General features: G+C 35.8%; 20 protein-coding genes. 19 read left to right on the plus strand and 1 reads right to left on the minus strand.

The annotated features are described in order from the left end of the window. Nucleotides 1-196: 196 nt before the first annotated feature. The 4 genes from CLV62_RS17320 to CLV62_RS17335 all read left to right on the plus strand — a co-directional run bounded on the left by CLV62_RS17320 (nucleotide 197) and on the right by CLV62_RS17335 (nucleotide 5,389). Nucleotides 197-976: a DUF2490 domain-containing protein gene (locus CLV62_RS17320; protein ID WP_110312039.1), complete on the plus strand. Its 780-nt coding sequence runs from the start codon at nucleotides 197-199 to the stop codon at nucleotides 974-976. Between the two features lie 275 nt (nucleotides 977-1,251). Further along, nucleotides 1,252-2,412 (plus strand): ABC transporter ATP-binding protein, encoded by a 1,161-nt coding sequence (locus CLV62_RS17325; RefSeq protein ID WP_110312040.1) that lies wholly within the window; start codon nucleotides 1,252-1,254, stop codon nucleotides 2,410-2,412. Nucleotides 2,413-2,465: 53 nt separating this feature from the next. Continuing rightward, on the plus strand, nucleotides 2,466-4,034 hold the full coding sequence (locus tag CLV62_RS17330; RefSeq protein WP_110312041.1) for a hypothetical protein: 1,569 nt from the start codon (nucleotides 2,466-2,468) through the stop codon (nucleotides 4,032-4,034). A 152-nt stretch (nucleotides 4,035-4,186) separates the two neighbouring features. Then, on the plus strand, nucleotides 4,187-5,389 hold the full coding sequence (locus CLV62_RS17335) for an L-serine ammonia-lyase (RefSeq protein WP_110312042.1): 1,203 nt from the start codon (nucleotides 4,187-4,189) through the stop codon (nucleotides 5,387-5,389). A 119-nt stretch (nucleotides 5,390-5,508) separates the two neighbouring features. On the opposite strand, the gene CLV62_RS17340 is transcribed toward CLV62_RS17335, so the two are convergent. Continuing rightward, complete coding sequence (locus tag CLV62_RS17340) at nucleotides 5,509-6,183, minus strand: helix-turn-helix domain-containing protein (RefSeq protein WP_110312043.1); 675 nt, start codon at nucleotides 6,181-6,183, stop codon at nucleotides 5,509-5,511. Nucleotides 6,184-6,338: 155 nt separating this feature from the next. Here CLV62_RS17340 and CLV62_RS17345 point away from each other — a divergent pair, with 155 nt between their 5' ends. The 15 genes from CLV62_RS17345 to CLV62_RS17415 all read left to right on the plus strand — a co-directional run bounded on the left by CLV62_RS17345 (nucleotide 6,339) and on the right by CLV62_RS17415 (nucleotide 24,265). Then, a complete protein-coding gene (locus tag CLV62_RS17345) occupies nucleotides 6,339-6,728 on the plus strand; it encodes a YbjN domain-containing protein (RefSeq protein ID WP_221409255.1) in 390 nt (129 codons plus the stop codon). A gap of 4 nt (nucleotides 6,729-6,732) precedes the next feature. Next, complete coding sequence (locus CLV62_RS17350; protein ID WP_110312045.1) at nucleotides 6,733-7,434, plus strand: PspA/IM30 family protein; 702 nt, start codon at nucleotides 6,733-6,735, stop codon at nucleotides 7,432-7,434. Between the two features lie 27 nt (nucleotides 7,435-7,461). After that, nucleotides 7,462-8,154, plus strand: a complete 693-nt coding sequence (locus CLV62_RS17355; protein ID WP_110312046.1) for an OB-fold-containig protein — start codon at nucleotides 7,462-7,464, stop codon at nucleotides 8,152-8,154. A gap of 71 nt (nucleotides 8,155-8,225) precedes the next feature. Further along, nucleotides 8,226-10,412, plus strand: a complete 2,187-nt coding sequence (locus tag CLV62_RS17360; RefSeq protein WP_110312047.1) for an SPFH domain-containing protein — start codon at nucleotides 8,226-8,228, stop codon at nucleotides 10,410-10,412. Between the two features lie 74 nt (nucleotides 10,413-10,486). Next, the gene (locus CLV62_RS17365; RefSeq protein ID WP_110312048.1) at nucleotides 10,487-11,131 is read left to right on the plus strand and encodes a zinc-dependent metalloprotease family protein; all 645 of its coding nucleotides are present in this window, start codon (nucleotides 10,487-10,489) and stop codon (nucleotides 11,129-11,131) included. A gap of 322 nt (nucleotides 11,132-11,453) precedes the next feature. After that, nucleotides 11,454-11,765: a hypothetical protein gene (locus CLV62_RS21570; RefSeq protein ID WP_146212778.1), complete on the plus strand. Its 312-nt coding sequence runs from the start codon at nucleotides 11,454-11,456 to the stop codon at nucleotides 11,763-11,765. 37 nt (nucleotides 11,766-11,802) lie between these two features. Continuing rightward, nucleotides 11,803-16,671 carry a DNA repair ATPase gene (locus CLV62_RS17375; RefSeq protein ID WP_110312050.1) on the plus strand — a complete coding sequence of 1,623 codons (4,869 nt, stop codon included), beginning with the start codon at nucleotides 11,803-11,805 and terminating at the stop codon, nucleotides 16,669-16,671. 89 nt (nucleotides 16,672-16,760) lie between these two features. Next, complete coding sequence (locus CLV62_RS17380; RefSeq protein ID WP_110312051.1) at nucleotides 16,761-17,951, plus strand: low temperature requirement protein A; 1,191 nt, start codon at nucleotides 16,761-16,763, stop codon at nucleotides 17,949-17,951. Nucleotides 17,952-18,235: 284 nt separating this feature from the next. Beyond that, nucleotides 18,236-18,604, plus strand: a complete 369-nt coding sequence (locus tag CLV62_RS17385) for an NADH-quinone oxidoreductase subunit A (RefSeq protein WP_050709568.1) — start codon at nucleotides 18,236-18,238, stop codon at nucleotides 18,602-18,604. 175 nt (nucleotides 18,605-18,779) lie between these two features. Then, nucleotides 18,780-19,331 carry an NADH-quinone oxidoreductase subunit B gene (locus tag CLV62_RS17390; protein WP_110312052.1) on the plus strand — a complete coding sequence of 184 codons (552 nt, stop codon included), beginning with the start codon at nucleotides 18,780-18,782 and terminating at the stop codon, nucleotides 19,329-19,331. A 27-nt stretch (nucleotides 19,332-19,358) separates the two neighbouring features. Continuing rightward, nucleotides 19,359-19,889, plus strand: a complete 531-nt coding sequence (locus tag CLV62_RS17395; RefSeq protein ID WP_110312053.1) for an NADH-quinone oxidoreductase subunit C — start codon at nucleotides 19,359-19,361, stop codon at nucleotides 19,887-19,889. Between the two features lie 106 nt (nucleotides 19,890-19,995). Next, the gene (locus CLV62_RS17400) at nucleotides 19,996-21,231 is read left to right on the plus strand and encodes an NADH-quinone oxidoreductase subunit D (RefSeq protein ID WP_110312054.1); all 1,236 of its coding nucleotides are present in this window, start codon (nucleotides 19,996-19,998) and stop codon (nucleotides 21,229-21,231) included. Between the two features lie 91 nt (nucleotides 21,232-21,322). Then, complete coding sequence (locus CLV62_RS17405; protein ID WP_110312055.1) at nucleotides 21,323-21,847, plus strand: NADH-quinone oxidoreductase subunit NuoE family protein; 525 nt, start codon at nucleotides 21,323-21,325, stop codon at nucleotides 21,845-21,847. Nucleotides 21,848-21,853: 6 nt separating this feature from the next. Beyond that, the gene (nuoF, locus tag CLV62_RS17410; protein WP_110312056.1) at nucleotides 21,854-23,212 is read left to right on the plus strand and encodes an NADH-quinone oxidoreductase subunit NuoF; all 1,359 of its coding nucleotides are present in this window, start codon (nucleotides 21,854-21,856) and stop codon (nucleotides 23,210-23,212) included. 6 nt (nucleotides 23,213-23,218) lie between these two features. Then, on the plus strand, nucleotides 23,219-24,265 hold the full coding sequence (locus CLV62_RS17415) for a 2Fe-2S iron-sulfur cluster-binding protein (protein WP_110312057.1): 1,047 nt from the start codon (nucleotides 23,219-23,221) through the stop codon (nucleotides 24,263-24,265). Nucleotides 24,266-24,295 lie beyond the last annotated feature (30 nt).

The raw sequence follows: 24,295 nt of genomic DNA on the forward strand, positions 1-24,295 counted from the left end.
CAGAAAGTCAGATCAACATCCGGACTACTAGTACATACGATGGGTAAAATTGCAATCGCATTTATTTATCTAATTTTTTAAATACTGATTCGCATTATTATTAAATACGTATTTAAAAAAGGCTCTTAAGAATCAAGAGATAATTAAAACATTCAATTAAAAAAAATGTTATATTGACAGTATCTAGATTTAGGCTATGAAACTTAGAGTATTATTTATTGTACTTATCTTTTTTTTGAGGCTAACAGCCAGTCATGCTCAAGGGAATGATGTACTTACTAAACAAATAAATCATAATATTCATTCATGGATAGGGCTCCTTACAACCCACCGTTTGTCTGATAATTGGGGAGTTACTGCCGATTTTATTGTGAGAAGGGATGATTTTTTGAATGAGCCTGGATTTTATTTCGCCCGTTTAGGAGGTGGATATTGGTTTAACGATAATATTTCTGTTACAGGTGCATATGGAAATTTATGGTTATACAGACCTCAACTAAGTGACAAAAGTTTTACTCGGGAACATAGATTTGATCAACAGTTGATAGTTAATTCTAGTCTCTGGCGATTTAATGTTACGCAACGTTTTAGAATAGAATCAAGATGGAGGGAAGTTGTGGAGGGAGATCAAACTGTGGGTAGAACATTCTCCGAACGAATCAGATATTTATATACCTTTCGTTTACCGATATCCAAAGAGCCATCTGTTCCACAATTAATGTTTAGCAATGAGATTTTACTTCAGTTTGGAAAACAGATTGTGAATAATCCGTTGGACCAGATTCGTCTATTTGTAGGTATTCGCCATTCAGTAGGTAAGGGTGTAGCATACGATTTCGGCTACTTTCCTATTTTTCAACAAACTGCTGTTGGAAATGTATATAATCTAAACCATACAGTTAGACTGCTATTTTACTTTTCTACTAGAAAATCTAAATTAGATAATCATAATTTGCAAATGGAAGAGCAGGAGTAATAAAGACTTTCTCCTTTAATCTCAATAAATATCTAAGTTGTTATTTTGTATTTCGTTTATTTATAGGGAAATATGTCTTGTTCTGTTTCTGTTCGTTTATTGGGAATTCCCGATTAGTAGAAATCATAAAAAAGTAACTTTGTTGCTGTTATTGATAGAAAGTATCTATCTTAGCTTTTATTAAATGCAGAAAAGTATTTGATAATCTGTAATTACTAGATTTATCAACCTATTTGGTAAATCCAGTCTTAAAAATTCACACTATAACAGAAAATATGTCCTTAATTGAAACGCATTACAAAAATATATATCAGTTGCTGGAATATGAAGATTACCCAAATCTTCTAAAAAAACTGATTGATTTAACATTAGATACCGAAGAATTGTCTTTTTATCAAAAGACTGTATCTTTACTTGATTGGTTAGAACAGAATCAAACTAATATTACCGAAATAAGAAAACGCTTTAACGTCTTGCTAGATGATCTTTTTTCGTTTTTACAGAAAAAAGGGAGTAAGCAACGAGAGAAGTTGCTTGTTGTTCAAAATCTGATAAAAGCTTACACTCAATCCCATTTTGCTTTAGGACCTATTAGCCTCGATATCTCCGAAGGCGAAATTATAGGATTAGTAGGAGAGAACGGAAATGGAAAAACAACGCTACTTCGTTCCTTATGTGGAGAATTAGTACCTACAAATGGAAGGATTAGTTATTTATTCGACTATAAAGATGAATATGATCTACGGTCGCAACTGATTTATATACCACAGCGAACCAAAGACTGGCACGGATCATTATTATCCAATTTGCAATTTACGGCAGCCTCGTATGGCATTCTTGGTGAGGTAAATGAGCATTTGGTACAATTAGTTATAGCAAGAATGGGGTTAAGGGGTTATCGTCACTTGAACTGGAAGAGCTTATCTTCGGGCTATAAAATGAGATTCGAGTTGGCTCGCATGTTACTTCGCAAACCGAAGTTATTATTGATTGATGAGCCTCTTGCTAATCTTGATATTTTAGCACAACAAGTCGTATTAGACGATTTTAGGGATATTGCAAAATCTCCGTTTCGTCCTTTAGGGATAGTCTTGAGTTCTCAGCAACTATATGAAGTTGAGAAAACTTCCGATCGGGTTATCTTTCTAAAGAAAGGACAACCTCAGAATGCAGATATAAAAGAAGGTGTTGCCGAATTTAAAGAGGTAGCTAAATTTATTGTGGAATTTGAAAGTGACTGGCAGCAGGAAGAGTTGAGAAAGGTATTCGCGACTCTTTCATTGGAAAATTTACAGATTAAGGGAGGGACTTATATTGCAATCTTTCCCGAAAGTACTTCACAAGAACGGTTTTTGCAAATAGTTGTAGATAATCGTATTCCTCTGAACTATTTTAGGAATATATCCAACTCAACTCGTCGCTTTTTTCTTTCTTAAATAGTTAGAAGCGTCACTTTTTTATCCATGTTATTTATTTAAATACTTCGACAATGTTAAAGAAAATACAACAATATTTACTGTTAAATCATCCTCTTCTTTGGAATATAAAGATTGTGCCTGCTTTACTAGGAGCTATCATAATTAATATTTTCTTTTTTATTGGAGGATATGTATTGACTAAAATAGATTTCTCATCTACTTATAGTAATCCTTTTTCAGGCGCAGCACTAGCGTATATGGGTGCTATACTTACATCTATACTGTTATTTATCATCTGGCTTGTGTTCTATTCGAAGAATAATGCTTTCAAATCTTTCTACCCAAGAAGCAGTGGAGGCTTGTATCTGGAATGGATACTTACTTTTGTCATCATTCTAGGGTTTGTATCTTTCCCGTTTTCATATCACCAAGGATCGATCTCTAAGGTTAAGTCGTATGCCAGTAAATCAGAAATGATTAAAGCTGTAGAAACGCTTAATCTGATAAAAATATTGATCCCGACTGATAAAACAAGTTATTATCAGGAATATCCTACTCAGTTATCATTACCTTCTATGGAGTACGATCCTAATGTGAGTAATAAGTATTCGGATACTATAGAATCACTATCATATCAAGATAGGGTGGCATCTGCCGAGTCTCGGAATATATATTATGAAGATTATCCGAACTTTACTCAATTATCCTTATTGAATTATTATACTCTCGACCAATTTTATTTTCCCAGTAAATGTGATTTTACAGTTCGAAATAGCGACACAGTCAAAGAATGGCTTATCAAACAAAACAAAGAGGAAATTAGTAAGTTGATGGATGCTTTTATTGCTTTGCAGAATAAGCACAATTTATCAATGAATTTTACAAAAGACGAGTGGATGGAGTTAGTTTATAATCCGGCTAAATATCCTGTCGGTGATTTTAATTTGATAACCCCTTATAATTATAAAGAGGAGGAAGCGAAATATGAATATAGTTATTATTATGGTTCGAATGAGAAAAGCTCTACCGGATATTATGTGTCTTACAGTGAACTGGAGGGGGCTTATAATAAGATAATGGATGCTTATCTTGATAAAGATGAAGCAATAGCACTGTGTATGGTTGCTATTTGTATAGCTTTATCTATCTCTCTGTTTGTATTCTCGTTTAGAGCTAGTAGTGGCAAGGCATGGCTCATAGCTGCGATCTCTATGGGATTAATCTTATTTATCAATGGAATCTTATCTCTGGCTGTTTCATCACCTATGGATTTTGGTGTAGTTGGTCCTCTGTTTTACATCTTTGTAATGTTGGCGATTTTCTCTTTCGAAATAGTTTCGGTCATAAGAAAAAATGTAGGAAGGAAAGCCAAAGGAAAATCGGATATATTTATAAATCACCTTATTTGGTATATACCTGCTGTACCTGCACTTATTTTTATGGCTATTTATATACTGGGTCACGATCAGTACTCATATTCAACAGAAACCTATAAAAGTAAAAGTCTCTATGAAGTATATCAGTTTATGGACGAACATATAATAGAGTTTATTTGGGGAAATATATGTCTGACATTTGTTTCTGTGTGGTTCTTTATCCAGATGATTTTGAGGAAATGGAAAAGTTTGCCTGAACAATAATCATTGATAATAAAAATAGAATAAAAGAAAGGATAGTTTCATATTGTTCTTTCTTTTTGTAAATTAATAAGCTTAATTATACTGTATAAGATGTGGTTTATGTTGCAAATAGATAATCTTATGCCTAATTTTGTAGACAAAGTAAAGTATTTATGGAATCGGTAAAAAGTATTTTCAAAATAGGATTTGGGCCATCAAGCAGTCACACCATGGGACCCGGTAATGCTGCAAAGATTTTCAATGAGAGGAATCCTGATGCTCATTCGTTTCAGGTCGAATTATATGGAAGTTTAGCTGCTACGGGTAAAGGTCATATGACGGATGTGGCTATTGAAGCAATGCTTGCTCCTAAGAATGTAGAAATTATATGGAAGCCCGAAATAGAACTGCCTTTTCATCCTAATGGAATGATCTTACATGCTTTATCGGCGAACAAGGAAACACTCGATAGCTGGATAATATATAGTATCGGTGGTGGAGATTTAGCGGATGAAGATACTAAAATACAAAGGAAGCCATTATATAGCATGACTACAATGACTCAGATACTGAGTTGGTGTCAGAAAACAGGTAAAACTTTCTGGGAATATGTGTTAGATGTCGAGGGGCCTGAGATTTTCGATTATATGAGCCATGTTTGGGAAGTGATGAAGGCTGCAGTCCTAAAAGGACTGGATGAAGAAGGTGTGCTTCCCGGAGGTCTGGGATTGCAACGAAAAGCTTCGATGTACTATGTGAAATCGAAAGGATATCAAGGGTCTATGAAAAGTAGGGCTCAGCTCTTTGCCTATGCTTTGGCTATGTCCGAAACAAATGCATCGGGTGGGGAAGTGGTTACAGCTCCTACATGTGGTTCGTGTGGTGTTTTACCTGCTGTTTTATACCATTTGCATACAAGTCACCACGATTTCAGTGATAAGAAAATTATACGTGCACTAATTACCGCAGGTTTGATAGGGGCAATAGTTAAAAACAATGCATCCGTATCGGGAGCCGAAGTGGGATGCCAAGGTGAAATAGGTGTGGCTTGTGCAATGGCTGCCGCTGCCGGAGCTCAGCTTTTTGGTGGATCTACTGCTCAGATTGAATATGCTGCCGAAATGGGGCTTGAGCATCATTTGGGTTTAACTTGCGATCCGATAGGCGGTTTAGTTCAGGTTCCATGTATAGAGCGTAATGCTTTTGCAGCCGTGAGAGCGTTAGATTCATGTTCTTATGCTATGCTTTCGGACGGAAAACATATAGTTAGTTTTGATAAGGTAGTACGTACTATGAAAGAGACGGGGCACGATTTACCTAGTTTATATAAGGAAACCTCTCATGGAGGATTAGCCAAATATATTGACGAAGATTAAACTCCGGATCTTTTTATTGTTTGGTCAGAGAGGGCTTAGTTATTAGTTATAATTAGAGCAAACAATAGTAGAAAATATTTATAATAAAAAGAGCAGCCAATTAGGACTGCTCTTCTTGTCTATATTATTTGAGTAAATAATGCTCTGAGTAGCCAATATTGAGCATGTGATTCTATTTCGAAAGGGTATTTTACCCATTCATTTAGTGATAAGAAGATTTTTCCTCCCGATTCTTTATATACTCCGGATTTTATACCTTCGTGATCAACCATTACCCCTAACTTATTTATTATTCGGTGAATGTTCTCTTTTACCACTTGTTCGTAAAGTAAAATATCTCCATTCTTAAAATCGAAACCTAGAGGGAGCGATTCCGAATCTTGTACTTCAATAGCTATTAATTTCGACTTGGCACTACTGGGGATAAGAATATGAGGAAGGTTGTATATAAACTCGTTATTATTGTAATGTAATTCGTAGTCTGCAATGTCTAAGGAAGACACATATGGAACTTCTATAAATTGATGAGTCTTTTTTAATTTTTCAGTTTCTAAGACTAATTCGGTATTATAATGTAGTAGTTCGTTTACTGATAATTCTTTTAGAATAAAGTCGTTTAACGGGATGCCAAAATATTTAGCAATATTTACAATAGTCTCTATTTTGGGCTCGGCTCTAAATTCCTCATACGAAGATATGTTTCCTCTTGTTAATTGAAAAAGTTCGGCAAAGGCTTGTTGGCTTAAAGCCTTTACACTCCTTATCTTTTTTATATTTTTTCCAACTTTACTCATAAAAAAGTATATTTTTTGTTTGCCTAGTTAAATTTTTTATCTAATTTAGCTAAAAATATTAGCAAATATAAGATATAAATTAGCAGAATACAAATTTTAGCTGTGTAATTTCTTGATAAAACAGACAGTACTTTATTACTAATATAATGAATAGCATGTATTTCAAAAAAATAGAAACTTATATTTTGGAGTTGGGGTATTTAATCTCGTATCAAGATGAGACTAATGGTGTATTCTGTATAAACAGTGAGGCTGATGGGATCAAGAATTTGATTATTGGAGTAGCTCCACCGATTCTGATAATCGAGCAATTTATTTTCACGTTGCAAAGTGATGATAAAGAAATTTTGAAATCATTATTAATAAAAAATAGAGATATTATATATGGAGGTTTTGTCCTGAATGAAGATGGCACGAAAGTTATATTCAGATATACGATGCAAATAGAGAATATGGATATAAACGAATTCGAAGGAGCATTAAATTCTTTGGGATTATTATTGAGTGAGTATTACGAACAGATTATTGAATTCGCTAAAAAATAAGATTATGAATATTTTCAAACGACTTTTTAGAATTGGTCAGGCTGAAATACATTCAGTATTGGATGGAGTCGAAGATCCTGTGCAAATTACAGAGCTTGGAATTATGGAAATGAAAGAGAATCTGTCTCTAACATTAGAGTCTTTGGCGAAAATAAAAGCAATGTCAATTCGTACTAAGAATGATAAAGAGAAGAAGAGGTCTGAGGCACAAGAATATGAAAATAAGGCTGTGTTATTGATCTCGAAAGCTCAAAAAGGAGAAGTTGATATAACTCAGGCTGAGAGATTGGCAAAAGAAGCTCTGCTTCGTAAAAAACAATTACTTTCAGAAATCAGCGATTTGGATGTGCAGCGTATAGAACATGAGAATGTATCTTCGGATATTCAAAAAAACATTGAGATACTCAAGTTTAATATCGCAAAGTGGGAAAACGAATTAAAAACTCTTAAAGCTAAAATACGCATAGGTAAAGTTACTCAGGAGCTAAATAAGCAAATGGCTCAGATAGATAGTAATAGCACTGTGAATATGTTGGAGCGAATAAAAGAAAAGATAGCTGAAGAAGATGCTCTGACTCAGGCGTATGCATCTCTTAACAAGTGTAGCCTATCTATGGATGATGAAATAGATCGTGTGATTGGAGAAGATACTCAGAATGCTGATGCTGAATTGGACGAAATCAAGCGAAAATTGGGAATGCAATAAGAAAAAAGAAACCTTTAAACTTTTACTATGACAGACTTCTTACATACCTTATTTAATCCTCTGCCCAACGGAATAATGACCGTTCTGATGCTGATAATAGCCATTTATTGGATATTTGTGCTGATAGGCGGTATAGGCTTTGATGATATTGATCTGGATATCGACTTTTCACCTGATATTGATGTCGACGTAGAAGTTCCCGATATCGAAATTGATGTAGTTGATACTGATAGCCATATTGCAGTGGATAAAGTACCTCAAGGTCTGTTTCTTCGATGCTTGTCTTTTATAAACGTGGGACAAGTGCCCTTCATGATTATACTTTCCACCTTTATTTTCTTGCTGTGGATAGGCTCACTTATAACTACTCATTTCTTTCATGTTGAGCATTTGGGGTGGAGATCGGCATTTATATTATTGCCACTGGTTATTGTGGGAATCATTTTAACGAAGGCTGCAACTACACCTATGGCAAAATTCTTTAAAGAAATCAATTATCAGGGAGAAGTGGCCACCGATTTTTTCGGATGTTCAGGGAAAATGTTGTCAAATATTGAAGGAAAGAAAGTCGGCTCTGCTGAATTTCTGGTAAATAGAAATCCGATTAAATTAAATGTAATAAGCCTCAACGGAGACCCTGTTAAATATGGCGATACGGTTATAATTACGGAAGAGCTACCCAAGCAAAATATATATATTGTAATCAAAGATACTTATTAAGGTTATTGGCTATAGCTTTACCTTATTTTGCACACAACAATAATTCTAACTAAATAAATAAAAAACCTTTTATGGAACACATTATCATTATTCTGGTAGGTTCAGTCCTATTTGTTCTGCTTGTGCTTTTAGGCATCCTTGCATCATTTTATAAAAAGATACCCCAAGGAAAGGCTATCGTTCGTACGGGTGTGGGTGGAACCAATGTTGCATTCAACAAAGGAATGTATGTAGTACCTATTTTTCACAAAATGGAGATCATGGATATTTCAGTGAAGAAACTGGAGATTGAAAGAATGCAACATGATGGATTGATTTGTAGAGACAATATTAGAGCAGACATTAAGGTTGCTTTCTTCGTACGCGTAAACAAATCGGTAAATGACGTTATTAATGTTGCTCAAACATTAGGTTGTGAGAGAGCGAGTGATTCTCAAACGCTAAAGAATATATTTGAAGCCAAGTTCTCGGAGGCTCTAAAAACAGTAGGTAAAAAATTCGACTTTATCGAATTGTACGAAGCTCGTAGAGAATTTAGAGACGAGATTATCAATATCATTGGTACAGATTTAAATGGTTATATATTAGATGACTGTGCTATTGACTATTTGGAGCAAACGGAGATGAAATATATGAGTCCTGAAAACATTCTTGATTCAGAAGGTATTCGTAAAATCACAGAATTAACAGCTGCTCAGAATATCAATGCTAATTTGATTCGTAGAGAAGAAGAGAAAGTTATTAAGAAGCAAAATGTAGAAGCTCGTGAAGCTATCCTTGAATTGGAAAGACAATTAGCAGAGAAGGAAGAAAAGCAAAGAAGAGAAATAGACAATGTGAAGTCTCGTGAAGAAGCCGAGATTCAGAAAGTAAGAGAAGAAGAACGTTTAAAATCTGAGACAGTAAGGATTTCTACGGATGAAAGTCTTGCTGTACAAGAAGAAAATAAATGCCGTCAGATAATCATTGCCGAGAAAAATAAAGAAAGAACAGAGGCAATAGAAAAAGAACGTGTAGAAAAAGATCGTGCTTTGGAGCAAACCGAGAGAGAGCGTATTGTAACTCTGGCTCAGATCGAAAAAGAACGCGTTTTGGAAATTGAGAAAAAAAGTATTCAGGATGTTATTCGTGAGCGGGTTCAACTGGAGAAAGGTGTTGTAGAAGAAAAACAAAATATCAAAGATATTGAGGCTTTCAGAGAAGTGGACCGCCAGAAACAGGTGGGCATAACTATGGCTGCTCAGGAAGCGGAGGAAAAACTTATCAAGACAGTAAAAAATGCGGAAGCTGAAACAAAAGCTTCTGAAGAAAAAGCGAAACAATTATTGATAAATGCAGATTCCCAAAAAGAAGCTTCAACAAAACAAGCGGAGGCTCGAAAAATTTTGGCGGAAGCTCAAGCCAAGGAAGATGCTACTTATGGATTGGCAGAGGCTGAAATAATGAAAGCTAAAGCAGAGGCAGAAGAAAAGCAAGGTATCGTTGAAGCATCTATTATAGAGAAGAAAGCGAAGGCTGAGGCTTATAGCATAGAGACAAGAGCCGAAGCTAAACGTAAAGATGGATTGGTGGATGCTGAAATCACTAGAGAAAAAGCATTTGCTTCTGCTACGGGGCAAGCTAGTATAATTGAAAAAACTTCCATAGCTGAGGCAACAGGGATAGAGGTTAAAGCAGAAGCTAGACGTAAAGAAGGTCTTATGGAAGCAGAAGTTTCTAAGGAAAAAGCTCTTGCAGAAGCTACCGGTATCGAAGAAAAGGCAACCGCAATGAAAAAACTGGATGGTGCTGGAAAAGACCATGAAGAATTCAAATTGCAATTGCAAAAAGAAAAGGATGTTGAAATGGCACAAATCGGTATTCAAAAAGATATTGCCGATGCACAAGCACAAGTATTATCAGAAGCATTGAAATCTGCCGATATTGATATTGTAGGTGGAGAAACAATGTTCTTTGAAAATATTGTGAAACAAGTTTCTAACGCCAAAGGATTCGATAACTTAGTAAATAAGAGCGAAAATATTCAGCAAATAAAGAAAGCTTTGCTTGGTGATGGATCGGAAGGCGAATTGTTTAACCGTATCAGATATTATGTGAATAAATTCAATATCTCGACAGAGGATATAAAGAATCTAAGCATTGCAGGTCTTATCTTGAAGATGCAAAGTCAAAGTACAGAGAGTGAAGATAAAGGATTTTTGAGTAACTTACTCAATATGTCAACTTCATTGGGTATATCCAATAAAAAGTTGTCATAAAGGATCAGCTATTTAAAAGTGGAGTTATAGTAGTGTATATTACAACTCCACTTAATCTAACTAACCTAACTTGAATGAAAATAAATTGTTTTCTATTTTTCTTTATCTGTTTATTTGGAGCGTTTGCTTGTGGTGGTAATAACCAAGGCGTATCCGAAGAACAGATAACTGTAGAAAAGAATAAAACGATTCTTATACAGCCATTGGGTGACTTTCCTGTTTCATTAGCGAATTCGGTTTGTGCTAAGATCAAGAAAATTAATCCTTATACAATAATTGGAGATCCTATAGCTTTGCCACAATCGGCATACTATACTCCAAGAAAACGTTATCGGGCAGATTCTTTATTGAATTACTTGTATAAAAAGGTCGATAATGGGGATGTTATTGTATTGGGATTGACCTATAAAGATATTAGTACTACTAAAGGGAATTATTCAGATTATGGAGTAATGGGCTTAGCTCGTTGTCCGGGTAATACCTGTGTAGTTTCTACTTATCGTTTGTCGGGAAAAAATATGGAGAGCCAACAACTCAAATCTCAATTATTCAAAATTGCGATTCATGAATTGGGGCATACTATGGGACTCCCTCACTGTGATAAAGATTCTACTTGCTATATGCGGGATGCTAAAGGTGGAAATCCGACAGATGAATTGACCGGTTTCTGTTGGTCATGCAAACCTTACCTGAGAAAAAAAGGTTGGAAATTAGAGTAGGATTATGGGCGAATTATTGGCTTTTCTTTTTATTTTTCTTGTTTTGATAGGGTGTCCTATATTTGTTATGAAACTTTTCAGTAATAAGAAGTTAATAAGATATAGAAAGAATATATTTTATTTTTCAGTAGTTATGGCTATAATGGTGATTATTGGGATAATTATGGATATTTCAGCCAAATCTTCAATAGTGAATCTCTTTGTATGTCTAAGCATTTATATGGTGATATTGTTTGGTTTGATGTCTTTATGGACTTTACGAAGGTATAGAATCGTACGAATTATATGTGCTTCTGTTTTAGGTATACCTTTAATTATTATTATGTTGGTAATAATAATTCTTGCTCCTAATATCAGTTTCGGAGGTTATGATGGATACGAAAAAACTTTTTCTTTTGAAGGATATACTGTCTATTCATATATTGAATTTTCTGATAATACAAAAGAGACTGTAGCAGTTACTATATATGAGGAACTACCAATCTTATGTTTCTTGGAATATAAGATGTATGAAACTAAAGAAATTAATAAGTATTTGGAAAAAGCAGAGTATGATATGGATGCTAAGACAATGTATCTGACTATGTTGTCAGGTAATACTATAAGTACTGAAATAGTACACTTGAGGAAATAATTTTATTTTAAGACTGAATTTTATTGAAAAATAATATATGCAAGATATAGAGGATAACAAAGCAGCCGAAACATTAGATACGGGTACCTACGAGATCATAAGAAAGCGTTTGTTGGTTCAGCGAGAGGAACTTCAAACGAGATTGAATCAGCTGAACGATGCCCGCAAGGAAGTTTTTAATGGAACTGACTTTTCGCTGATTGCCAATCAAAGGATCAGTACCGAAAACAATTGTGTGTCGAGAGGTATTATGGCTCTGGACAATCTATGTATTTTCGGCTATAATGTTCATTTCGGATTACGCTCGGATATTCAATTGAGTGATGTTTTCAGTATTTATTTGTTCGAAGACAACCAGTTTATTCCTCAGTCTTTGGATCTGATAAATAATTCTGATTTTATAAACGATTATAATAACCTTTATAAGTATTACAGAGATTCTATTTTTTCAAGATATCGAAGAACCGAGAATTATCTGTATATGATTTTCCAGACCGGAAAAACTGCTGCTGATGCCAAGGCATTCAAATGGCTGATAAAGGGTAATAAGCTGATATACCAGGATGACAGAAGTATTCATGAAGTAACAAAAGCTCCCCAACACGAATTTAAGTGGATTAAAACCACCCTCGAAGATCGGAGATTGGGGCTTTATCCGCATATCTCTATCATGGATAAGGTATTTATCGAAGCCATGGGTGGAGATATAACTTTTAAAATAGAGAATAACACACAAACAGGTAAAGGTATCTATTCTGAATCAGTAGAGAATAAAGACCAGCAGCTGGATGATGCCGAATATTATTATGCAGATCTGGGAAACCTGATTCTTGTCCGTATAAAACCTTATCAGGAAGATTTCAGAGCATTTGTATTTAATAGCCGTACCAAAGAAGTTCACAATATCAGAGCCCTGAATGATATCGGAGTATTGCTGCCCGATAATCATGGAGTCATTTTTCCAAATGGATATTACTTGCAGAATGGCGAATATAAAGTTTTTGAAAGTGAACTAACCGATCTTGAATTTATCCGTAAGATTCCATCACCAAACGGAGAAGATTATCTGTTTATTTTTTATCAGAATGAACGGAATATTTATATACTGATGTCTTATAATATAATCAGGCAGCAGGTCGAAACTCCAATTGTGTGTAATGGGTTTACTTTCTTTAAAGATGGTTCACTGATTTATTTCCGCTCCGAAAATGAAGCAACAAAGCATCATCAGGTTCAGATTTGGAAGACCCCTTATCAACGAGAGTTGATTCAAAATATGGAGAAGACGGATAATCTACTCTACAAGATCGGTAATAAGGATATTGTGAAAGCAATGGCCGAATGTCAGGAGATTATCTATTTGATTAACAAAGAAGATTCGTATGAGGGATTGTATGGCGATATAGTAAAAAAATCGAATGATATTGTAGATGCTTTTTTCTGGGCATCGAATAAGGAAATTTATTCTATAGCCGAGCCTCTCCTTCAGATTAAAGAAATAGCAAATACGGCTATCGATGAATTCGAAAAGGTACAACAACAGAAAAGACATTCGTTGGCTATACTTGCTGCTACTGACGAAAAAGTAGAAGCGTTATTGTTCAGCATCAAAAATGCAAAATTTGATACACTCGATAAGTTAGTTAAGTCGTTAGCCGAAACTCGTAAACTTCAAGGTGAGGTTATTGAGTTAGGTAATGTTAAGTATATTGATCTTGATAAAGTAGCTGCTCTCAAAGAGCAGTTATCTACTACGAATGTAAAGTTATCCGACAGAACTGTAGAATTCCTCCTTCGTGATGAGGCACTTATTCCATACGAAGAAAAAGTTCGTATAGAAAAAGATCAGGTTGAGCTGGTAACTAAAGTTATCGATGCAAATAAAATCGATGCAAATTGTAAACTTATATCTTCGGAGCTCGAGTTACTGATTGATATTCTTAATAGTCTTAAAATAGAAGATACTACGCAAGCGACTCGCATTGTAGAGAAAATATCGGTTATATTCTCGTCTCTCAATGAAGTTCGGGCACAACTGAGACGCCAAATAGATTCATTGAAGAACAAAGAGTCTATTGCTGATTTCAGAGCACAATTAACATTGTTAGAACAAAGTATAGTTAACTATTTGGAGCTTGCAGCTTCGCCTGAAAAATGTGATGAATATTTTACTAAAGTAAGTGTACAGGTTGAAGAGTTGGAAAGTAAATTTGCCGACTTCGATGAGTTTATTCTTAAAATATCAGATAAGCGGAATGAATTAGTCAAAGCTTTTGATGGAAAAAAGGCTCAATTGATCGAACAGATAAATAAGCGAACATCAGCATTAGAACAAATAGGTCTTCGTATACTAAAGAATGTGGAGAACAAAGCTCAATCTTTCAAAACGAAAGAAGAGATACAAGCATTTTTCTCTACCGACTTGATGATCGATAAGATACGCAAACTGGTTGAGGAACTAAAAGAACTAGGAGATGTATCTAAAGCTGAAAACCTGGAGAATAGCCTGAAAACTTCTTTAGAAGATTCGTTACGTGTACTGAAAGATAAGAATGAGCTGTTTGTAGATGGTGAAAATATAATATCATTAGGAAGCTATAAATTCGCAGTAAACAGGCAAGCTCTCGATTTGACAGTTGTACGTAAAGATGATAAGCTATTCTATCATCTTACGGGTACCGGTTTCTATCATCAGTTGAAAGATGGTGATATTTATAAATATAAGAATCTGTGGGAGCAAGAGGTTATCTCTGAAAATACAAAAGCATATCGAGCAGAATATTTGGCATACCTAGCGTTCTTGGATAAGCAAAAATCTAAAGACTTTAATCTTAATGATTTTATATCAAAGAGGGTAGAACAGAACTATTCTGAATCTTATTTGAAAGGTGTGCACGATTATGATGCAATTCATATATACGAATGTTTAGCTTCTGTTCATGAGCAACTAGGAGTTTTGTCTTATAGCCCTCGTCTTAGAGTTGCAGCCCAACTGTTCTGGTACATGATGAAATCGGAAGAAAAAGATCGATTGACAAAGTTAATAACATCATCTAATATAGTACTTAAAGCATTCCCTGGTTCTACAAATTATCATTATGTAATAGACCATATTATAGGGTTATTTAAATCGTGGAACACCTATTTTACTGTGCCTATAGGTTTTGAAAAACAAGTAGCTAATTATTTGTTTGAAGAGTTTTCCGATTCTATGTCTTTAAGTTATAGTGAGCAATCTGATAACTTGAGGAAAGCTTTTGGAGAATATCTGGATAAGAATAAACTATCAAATAATTTTGACGAAGATATTCGAGATGAATCATTTCATCCCGTAGACCGATTTTATTTAGTTCAGAACTGGATTAAATCGTTTGTAGAATTGGCTGACAACTATTCTTTATATAATAAATATGTAGAGGAAGCGGCATGTCTCTTATTACTGAAAAATCAGTCTTACTCTTTGAGAATTGCATCAGATATTTTAGATGTAGCAGAATTGCGAGGAAGCCACCCGATCATGGATAACGGGCATTATGTGTTAGATTATCATGAGTTTGTGAAAAAAATGAAATCTTTTACAGAAGAGAGTGTTCCTGCATATAATAACTTTACTCAGCTGAAAGAGAACCTGGTTTTGACTTATAAAAGATTGTTGAAGGTAAATGAATTGAAACCCAAAGTGCTTACTTCTTTTGTGCGTAATAAACTCATCAATGAAGTATACCTACCTCTGATCGGTTCAAACTTAGCAAAGCAATTGGGGGTCGCAGGCGAGAACAAGCGTACTGCCCGAATGGGAATGTTATTATTGGTGTCACCTCCTGGATACGGTAAAACAACATTGATGGAGTATCTGGCTAAAACAATGGGACTTAATTTCGTGAAAATAAATGGTCCGACTATCGGTCATTCCATCACTTCTATTGATCCGGCAGAGGCAAAAACTTCGGGAGCCAGAGAGGAACTTAAGAAGATAAATCTGGCTTTCGAAATGGCTGATAATGTAATGCTATATCTGGATGATATACAGCATTGCAGCTCAGAGTTTCTACAAAAATTTATATCACTTGCCGATGGACAGCGTAAGATGGACGGAATCTTTGAGGGTGAAAGCAAAACTTATGATTTACGAGGCAAACGATTTTGTGTAATTATGGCTGGTAATCCTTATACCGAAAGTGGCGATAAGTTTCAGATACCTGATATGTTAGCCAATCGTGCAGATGTATATAATTTAGGAGATGTAATAGGATCGTCCGATCATTTATTTAAACTTAGTTTGCTCGAAAACGCAGTAATAGAAAATCCTTATTTACAGAAAATAGCAGGCAGAAGCTTTAAAGATTTTTATAGTCTGATCGAATATATTGAAAGTAGAAGTGAAGCTATGCCCGATCTTGAGGGTAATCATACTCAGCAAGATGTAGATGACTTTATAGCTGTGGCGAAGAATAGCTTAAAGGTTAGAGATATTGTGTTGAAAGTAAATCAGAACTACATATCGAGCGCGGCTACGCAAGATGCTTATCGAACAGAACCATCGTTTAAATTACAAGGGTCGTATCGAAATATGAATAAGATGATTTGCCAGATTGTTCCACTAATGAATAAAAAAGAGATTGAAGAACTTATCCTTACTCATTACATAAGTGAGGCGCAAACTCTGACTTCAGACAGTGAAGCTAATTTATTAAGATTGAAAGAAATTGCAGGACAATTAACTTTTGCAGAAGCAGAAAGATGGATGCATATTAAAGAAGTATTCAATAAAAATAATAAATTAGCAGGAATAAGTAAGGATAATGAAATTGGACAAGTTATAGCTCAACTAGCTCAATTTAATGATAACCTGGACGGAATAAAGAAGGTGTTAAAATACACCAATAATGATAGATTAGAACTCTGATAACCTTTTGTGTTTTTATAATCTAAACAAATAAAAGACTTATTCGTTCTATAGAATAATATGAGTAACACCCGGTATTTTATTATTCTATGGAAGAGCGTAAGTCACATCAATTGCTGCGTAAACGAGGCGAACATAATGCTTCTGTTTCATATTCGGAGCTTCTATTCGATTTAATTTATGTGTTTGCTGTAACTCAGCTCTCACATTATTTATTACATCATCTCAATTTTCAGGGAGTTGTCGAAACTACTATTCTTTGGTTCGGCGTGTGGCTAGTTTGGCAACATACTACATGGGTTACCAATTGGTTTAACCCCGATACACGTCCCATCAGATTATTGTTGTTTGGGGTTATGCTTGTCAGTTTAATGATGGCTGCTTCATTACCCAAAGCATTTGGAGATAGGGGGCTTATTTTTGCTGTTTGTTATGCAGCTATTCAGGTTGGACGGACTTTGGTTATTCTATCTTTACTTGGAAATAATCATCACCTTACTCCTAATTTTAAAAGAATATTAGGTTGGTCTTGTATATCCGGATTCCTCTGGATTCTGGGTGGATTTAATGAAGGATATTTCCGTATCTTATTGTGGGCAATGGCTGTGCTATCCGATTATGTTTCTCCGATGTTTGGTTTTTACTTGCCTTTTCTCGGGCGTTCCGATTCAGGTAAGGAGTGGACTATTGATGGGCATCATTTGGTTGAGAGATGCCAGCTGTTTGTTATTATAGCTTTTGGAGAAACTATTCTGATGACAGGTGCATCGCTTAGTGAAGTGGAAGTTTGGACTACTGAGCGTATCATTGCAGCCCTTGTTTCTTTTGTGGGTAGCTTATCAATGTGGTGGATATATTTTGATGTCAGTAGCGAAGCTGCTACTCATAAGATACAACACTCTTCCAATCCTGGACTTTTAGGTCTTAAATATCATGCTGTGCATGTAATATTGGTAGGAGCCATTATCATTTGTGCGGTGGGTGATGAGTTGGTTGGTAGTGAGCCTTCTGCAACAGTAACCTATACTTCTTTGTATGTCTTAATTTTTGGCCCTATTCTTTATTTATTGGCGAATATAATCTTTAAGTGGATAACGTGTCACACAATATCAGCCTCTCATTCTATCGCCATTTTGGTGTTGCTTCTATTCATTCCTGTGAGTTTTTTCATGAGTATATTGATAATAAATAGTATCGTGGCTGCAGTGTTTATTTGTATTGCTATTTTCGAAGTTGTTACTCCTAAAGTAAAGAGAGAAGAATTGTTGGAAAAGCTTTAGAAAAGACTTTTTCTTATAATGTTTTACTCTTTTCTTGTCGCTTTTTCAGTGGATAGATAACATTTATTACTTATAAAATAGAGTGAAAATCTATCTTGAAAAAGTTAATTGAGTAATTTGTAAGGTGGGCTTGACAAAATGATTCATTTTTGGTTTGTGTGTGTGCCAGTGTGTGTTATATTGATAAAATATATGAGCTAATAGATGATATTTGAAAGGAAAAGGTTTATATTTGTAGGAGAAATGTATCTATCTGTCATTTTCAGATCCTAAAAAACTAATATATGCAATCGAATCTATATGATTTTGTGCCGATCCTGATGCAAGTGGCATTTTCAGTTGTATTTGTGTTCGCAACAATATTTATATCAAACTATCTAGGTCCTAAGCACCGATCGTCTAAAAAGAATCAAAATTTCGAATGTGGAATTGAATCAATAGGCGATGCGCGAACTCCTTTTGCGGTTAAATACTTCTTAGTGGCTATTCTTTTCGTACTTTTCGATATCGAAATCATTTTTATGTACCCTTGGGCAATTAATTTCAAAACAATAGGTATTAGTGGCTTGTTAAAGATGGGAGGGTTTATCTCTCTTCTATTGGTGGGTTATCTTTATATTGTGAAGAGAAAAGCTTTGGAGTGGGAGAAGTAAGATCGTAGATCTTTTACTAATAAGTAACTGAAAGTTTTTCAAAAGTAATAACAAGCAATTGTTGTTGCACTGAATAAATAATAAATTAGGTCTACGACCTTAAGTATTGTAAACTGAAGCTTGTTATAGACTGATAATATAGCAAAATTATTTTTCTGTGCTTAAAACATGAATCATGAGTGAATCAACTAATATAAATATAGTACCTGCTCCGGACGGATATACCGGAAATGGTTTTTTTGCTACCAAATTTGATTATGTAATTGGTTTAGCACGGGCTAATTCTATGTGGCCTCTACCATTTGCTACATCTTGTTGTGGTATCGAATTTATGGCAACTATGGCGTCAACCTATGATATGGGACGTTTTGGAGCCGAGCGTAACAGCTTTTCTCCACGTCAAGCCGATATGTTGTTGGTGATGGGAACTATTTCTAAAAAGATGGGTCCCATTTTGCGTAATGTATACGAGCAAATGGCAGAGCCCAAATGGGTTATTGCTGTAGGTGCTTGCGCTTCTTCTGGTGGTATTTTCGATACATATTCAGTATTGCAGGGTATTGATAAAATTATACCTGTTGATGTATATGTACCGGGTTGTCCTCCTCGTCCCGAACAAATTCTGGATGGGCTGATGCAATTGCAGGAAATCGTAAAAAGTGAATCTATACATCGTCGTGGCTCGGAAGTATATAAAGAACTATTAGAGTCATATAAAATTGAATAAGGTCGCAAACCTTTTATAAAATATATAATGTCATTGGAAACTATTGATATTCAAAACAAAATAACAGAAAAATTTGGAGCAGATGTTCTGAACTTTAGAATGGAACAAGACATTCTAACGTTTGAAGCTACTCCTGCCGTGATCAAGAATGTAATCCGTTTTATGAAAGAAGATGGAACTTTGAGTTTCAACTTTATGACAGACCTTTGCGGAGTGCATTATCCCGATAATGATATTGATGCTCAGTTTGCTATTGTATATTTGATGCATAACTGGGTTGATAATGTAAGAGTGAGGGTAAAAACTTTTCTGAATGGTAATAAAGTAGAAGTCGATACAATGACCGATATCTTTGCCGCAGCCAATTGGATGGAAAGAGAAACTTACGATTTTTATGGAGTTAAGTTTATCGGGCATCCAAACTTGAAACGTATTTTGAATGATGATGGAATGACATCCTTCCCTATGCGCAAAGAATATCCATTAGAAGATTCAGGACGTAGTGACAAAGACGACCGTTTCTTTGGTCGAACACCGAATAACTATCAACCTAAATAAGGTCTAGCGACCTTCCTGTTTCTTTGGTTAGTGCCATAGCTAAAGAGCGTTATAGTTAAATGATATGGCAATAGAAATTATCTAAGTTAAAGAGAGAAAGACTGAAATGTCAGACCTATTATTACACCCCGAACATCGCTTTGCGAAAATCTTAAGAGATCATACTCCCGAAGATGGTCGTGAGTTGTCGGTTCTAAATTTTGGCCCTACACATCCTTCTACGCATGGTGTATTTCAGAATATACTACTTTTGGATGGTGAGCGAATTTTAGATGCCGATACTACTGTAGGTTATATACACAGAGCTTTTGAAAAAATAGCGGAAAACAGAGCATTCTACCAGATTACTCCGTTAACTGACCGTATGAACTATTGTTCTGCACCAATCAATAATATGTGTTGGTGGATGACCATAGAAAAAGCTTTGGGTGTAGAAGTTCCTAAACGTGCACAATATATGCGTGTTATCGTCATGGAATTGGCACGTATCACCGATCACCTTATATGCAATGGTATTTTAGGAGTCGATTTGGGTGCATATTCGCCTTTCCTATATGTAATGAAGTACCGTGAATTGGTTTACGAAATCTATGAAGAAATTTGTGGAGGTCGTTTAACTACCAACATGGGACGTATCGGAGGTTTCGAGAGAGACTGGAGTGAGGCTGCATGGCGAAAACTGGACGAATTCCTTGAAGGATTTCCAAAAGCTTGGGACGAACTTGAAAGAGCTTACCTACGAAACCGTATATTTATGGATCGTACAGTGAATGTAGGATCTATCTCTGCTGAAAAAGCAATGAATTATGGCTTTACAGGCCCTAACTTGAGAGCAACCGGTATTGATTATGATGTGCGTGTAGCAAAACCATATAGTTCGTATGAAGATTTCGACTTTATAGTACCAGTTGGTCAATCGGGAGATACATACGATCGTTTCTGTGTACGTTGTGGCGAAGTGAAAGAAAGCTTGAAAATAATTCGTCAGGCTAAAGATAATCTTCCTGAAGGTGATTATCACGCAGATGTGCCCGATTATTATCTTCCTCCTAAAGACGAAGTATATACAAGCATGGAAGCTCTTATTAATCACTTTAAAATAGTGATGGGAGAAATTCCTGTTCCTGTAGCAGAAGTATATCATGCAGTAGAAGGAGCTAATGGTGAATTAGGTATGTATTTGATTACTGACGGTTCGCGTACTCCATACCGCTTGCATTTCCGTAGACCCTGTTTTATATATTATCAGGCTTTCCCTGAAATGATTAAAGGTGGAATGTTTTCGGATGCTGTAGCTACATTGTCAAGTCTAAATGTAATCGCAGGAGAATTAGACGCATAGGTCGCAGACCTTTTTATTGCTTTGGTAAGATAATAATAGACGCTTAATCTAAATAATGTACAATAGATAATTAGATGTACTTATAGATAGAATGGAAAAAAGAGAATACAATCAAGAAATAAATATAACGGAAGATTTGATGGCTCGTATCAATGAGTTTATCAGCCACTATCCGGAAGGAAAGAAAAAATCGGCGATGTTGCCCGTGCTTCACGCAGTGCAAGATGCTCATGACAATTGGTTGAGTGTTCCTTTAATGAATAAGGTTGCCGAAATTCTGGAAGTTCATCCTATTGAGGTGTATGAGGTGGTTACATTTTATACCATGTTCAATCAACACCCTAGAGGTAAATATACATTCGAATTTTGCCGTACCTCATGTTGCAGTATTCGTGGCGGTGAGGATATGCTCGATTATGCTTGTAACAAGTTGGGTATAAAAGAAGGTGAAACTACCGAAGATGGCATGTTTAGTGTAGTAGGGACTGAGTGTTTAGGAGCTTGTGGCTATGGACCAATGCTTCAATTAGGTGATTTTTATCACGAGCATTTGACCGAAGAAAAGTTTGATGCGTTAGTTGAAGACTGTAAACAAGGTAAAATAAAACTAGATTGATTTGCGATGGCTAGAAAGATATTATTTGAGAACATAGATATTCCCGGAATAAAGGATTACGAAGTTTATCGCAAGAACGGAGGTTATAGAGCTGTAGAAAAGGCTATTAAAACAATGACTCCCGATGAAATCGTAGAACAAGTTAAAACTTCGGGCTTAAGAGGTCGTGGTGGAGCAGGATTCCCCATGGGACTAAAATGGAGCTTTATCGATAAGAAATCAGGGAAACCTCGTCACTTGGTTGTAAATGCCGATGAGTCGGAACCCGGAACTTTTAAAGATCGTTTCCTAATGGAGTACATTCCTCACTTATTGATCGAGGGAGCTATTATATCGAGTTTCGCTTTAGAAGCAAACCTATCGTATATTTACATTCGTGGTGAATATATGTGGGTATTCAAAATCCTTGAAAAAGCTATAAAAGAAGCCTATGCCAATGGATGGTTAGGTAAAAATATATTGGGAACGGGTTATAATCTCGATTTATATGTACACTGTGGAGCAGGAGCATATATTTGTGGAGAAGAAACTGCTCTTATAGAATCATTAGAAGGCAAAAGAGGTAATCCTCGTATCAAACCACCATTTCCTGCTGTAAGCGGATTATGGGCTGAACCAACTGTTGTGAACAACGTAGAGTCGATTTCGGCTGTATCGTGGATCGTAAATAACAGTGGTGAGGAGTATGCTAAAATAGGTTTAGGTAAATCGACAGGAACTAAATTGATTTCGGCTTCGGGACATATCAAAAATCCGGGAGTGTATGAAATTGAAATGGGTATGACTGTAGATGAATTTATGAACTCCGATCAATATCTTGGTGGTATGATTGATGACCGTCCTTTAAAGGCGTTTATTCCCGGAGGCTCATCTGTGCCAATCCTTCCTGCAAATTATATCTTTAAGACTGCGAACGGTGAAGATCGTCTGATGACTTACGAATCTCTTGCTGATGGTGGTTTCACAACCGGATCATCTATGGGATCAGGAGGTTTTATCGTATATAATGATTCGGCATGTGTAGTGCGTAATACGTGGAATTTTTCACGATTCTATCATCACGAAAGTTGTGGACAATGTTCACCTTGCCGTGAAGGTACAGGATGGATGGAAAAAATTCTTGAACGTATCGAAAACGGTCATGGACGTCAAGAAGACATCGACCTTCTTTGGGATATTCAAAGTAAAATAGAAGGAAATACTATTTGCCCACTAGGTGACGCTGCTGCATGGCCTGTGGCTGCTGCAATTCGTCATTTCCGTGAAGAATTTGAATATCACGTACGTTTCCCTGAAAAAATAAAAAATAGAAATCACTTTGTAAATGAACCTATGGAAAAGGTTAGACATTTACTCTCATTATAAGTACCTATGAAAGTTACAATAGATGGACATACAATAGATGTAGAAGCCGGTACTACTGTGTTGGAAGCAGCACGTGCTATTGGTGGACCTAGTGTGCCTCCTACCATGTGTTACTATTCTAAACTGAAAGATTGTGGTGGCAAATGTCGTTGTTGTTTGGTAGAGATAAGTAAGGGGAGCGAAAGAGACCCTCGCCCTATGCCAAAACTACAACCGTCGTGTGTTACAGCGGTTCAGGATGGAATGGAGGTGAAAAGTGCTACATCACCCAAAGCTTTGGATGCTCGTAGAGCTGTATCCGAATTTTTGTTGATCAATCACCCATTAGATTGTCCTGTGTGCGATCAGGCAGGTGAATGTGATTTACAAAACCTTGCTTATGGAAATAAGAATTTCAAGACTCGCTATAAAGAAGAAAGAAGAACGTTTGAGCCCGAAGACATTGGTCCATATATTCAATTGCATATGAATCGTTGTGTATTGTGCTACCGCTGTGTAAAATTGGCGGATCAGCTTACACCCGAACGTGTACATGGTGTTATTGGACGTGGCGACCATGCTCAGATATCAACTTATATATCTAAGGCTATCGATAACGATTTCTCAGGAAACATGATTGATGTTTGTCCTGTAGGAGCATTAACCGATAAAACATTCCGTTTCGAATCTCGTGTGTGGTTTAATAAACCTTACAATGCGCATCGTGATTGTCCGACATGTTCGGGTAAAGTAACCCTTTGGATGTTTGGAGATAAGGTGCAACGTGTAACAGGTCGTAAAGATGTTTATCATGAAGTTGATGAGTTTATCTGTAACGATTGTCGTTTTCATCATAAAAATGCAGAAGATTGGGTAATTGAAGGACCTCGTAAGTTTGAGAAACCATCAGTGCTTAATATCAACAACTATATTCGCCCTTTGAAAAAGGTGCATATAGATGCTGATGAGCTGATTCTTGAAGGAAGAGAGCAGGATGAGAAGAAAATCAGTATGCCTGCAATTCCTTATGATGCAGTTGAGTTGGAAGCAATTAAAGAAGTAAAAGAAGAGTAAAGGTCACCGACCTATTAAATAGTTGAAAGT

The organism is Indolivaga alginatilytica, from assembly GCF_003201355.1.
In the GTDB taxonomy this organism is placed as follows: domain Bacteria; phylum Bacteroidota; class Bacteroidia; order Bacteroidales; family Dysgonomonadaceae; genus Dysgonomonas_A; species Dysgonomonas_A alginatilytica.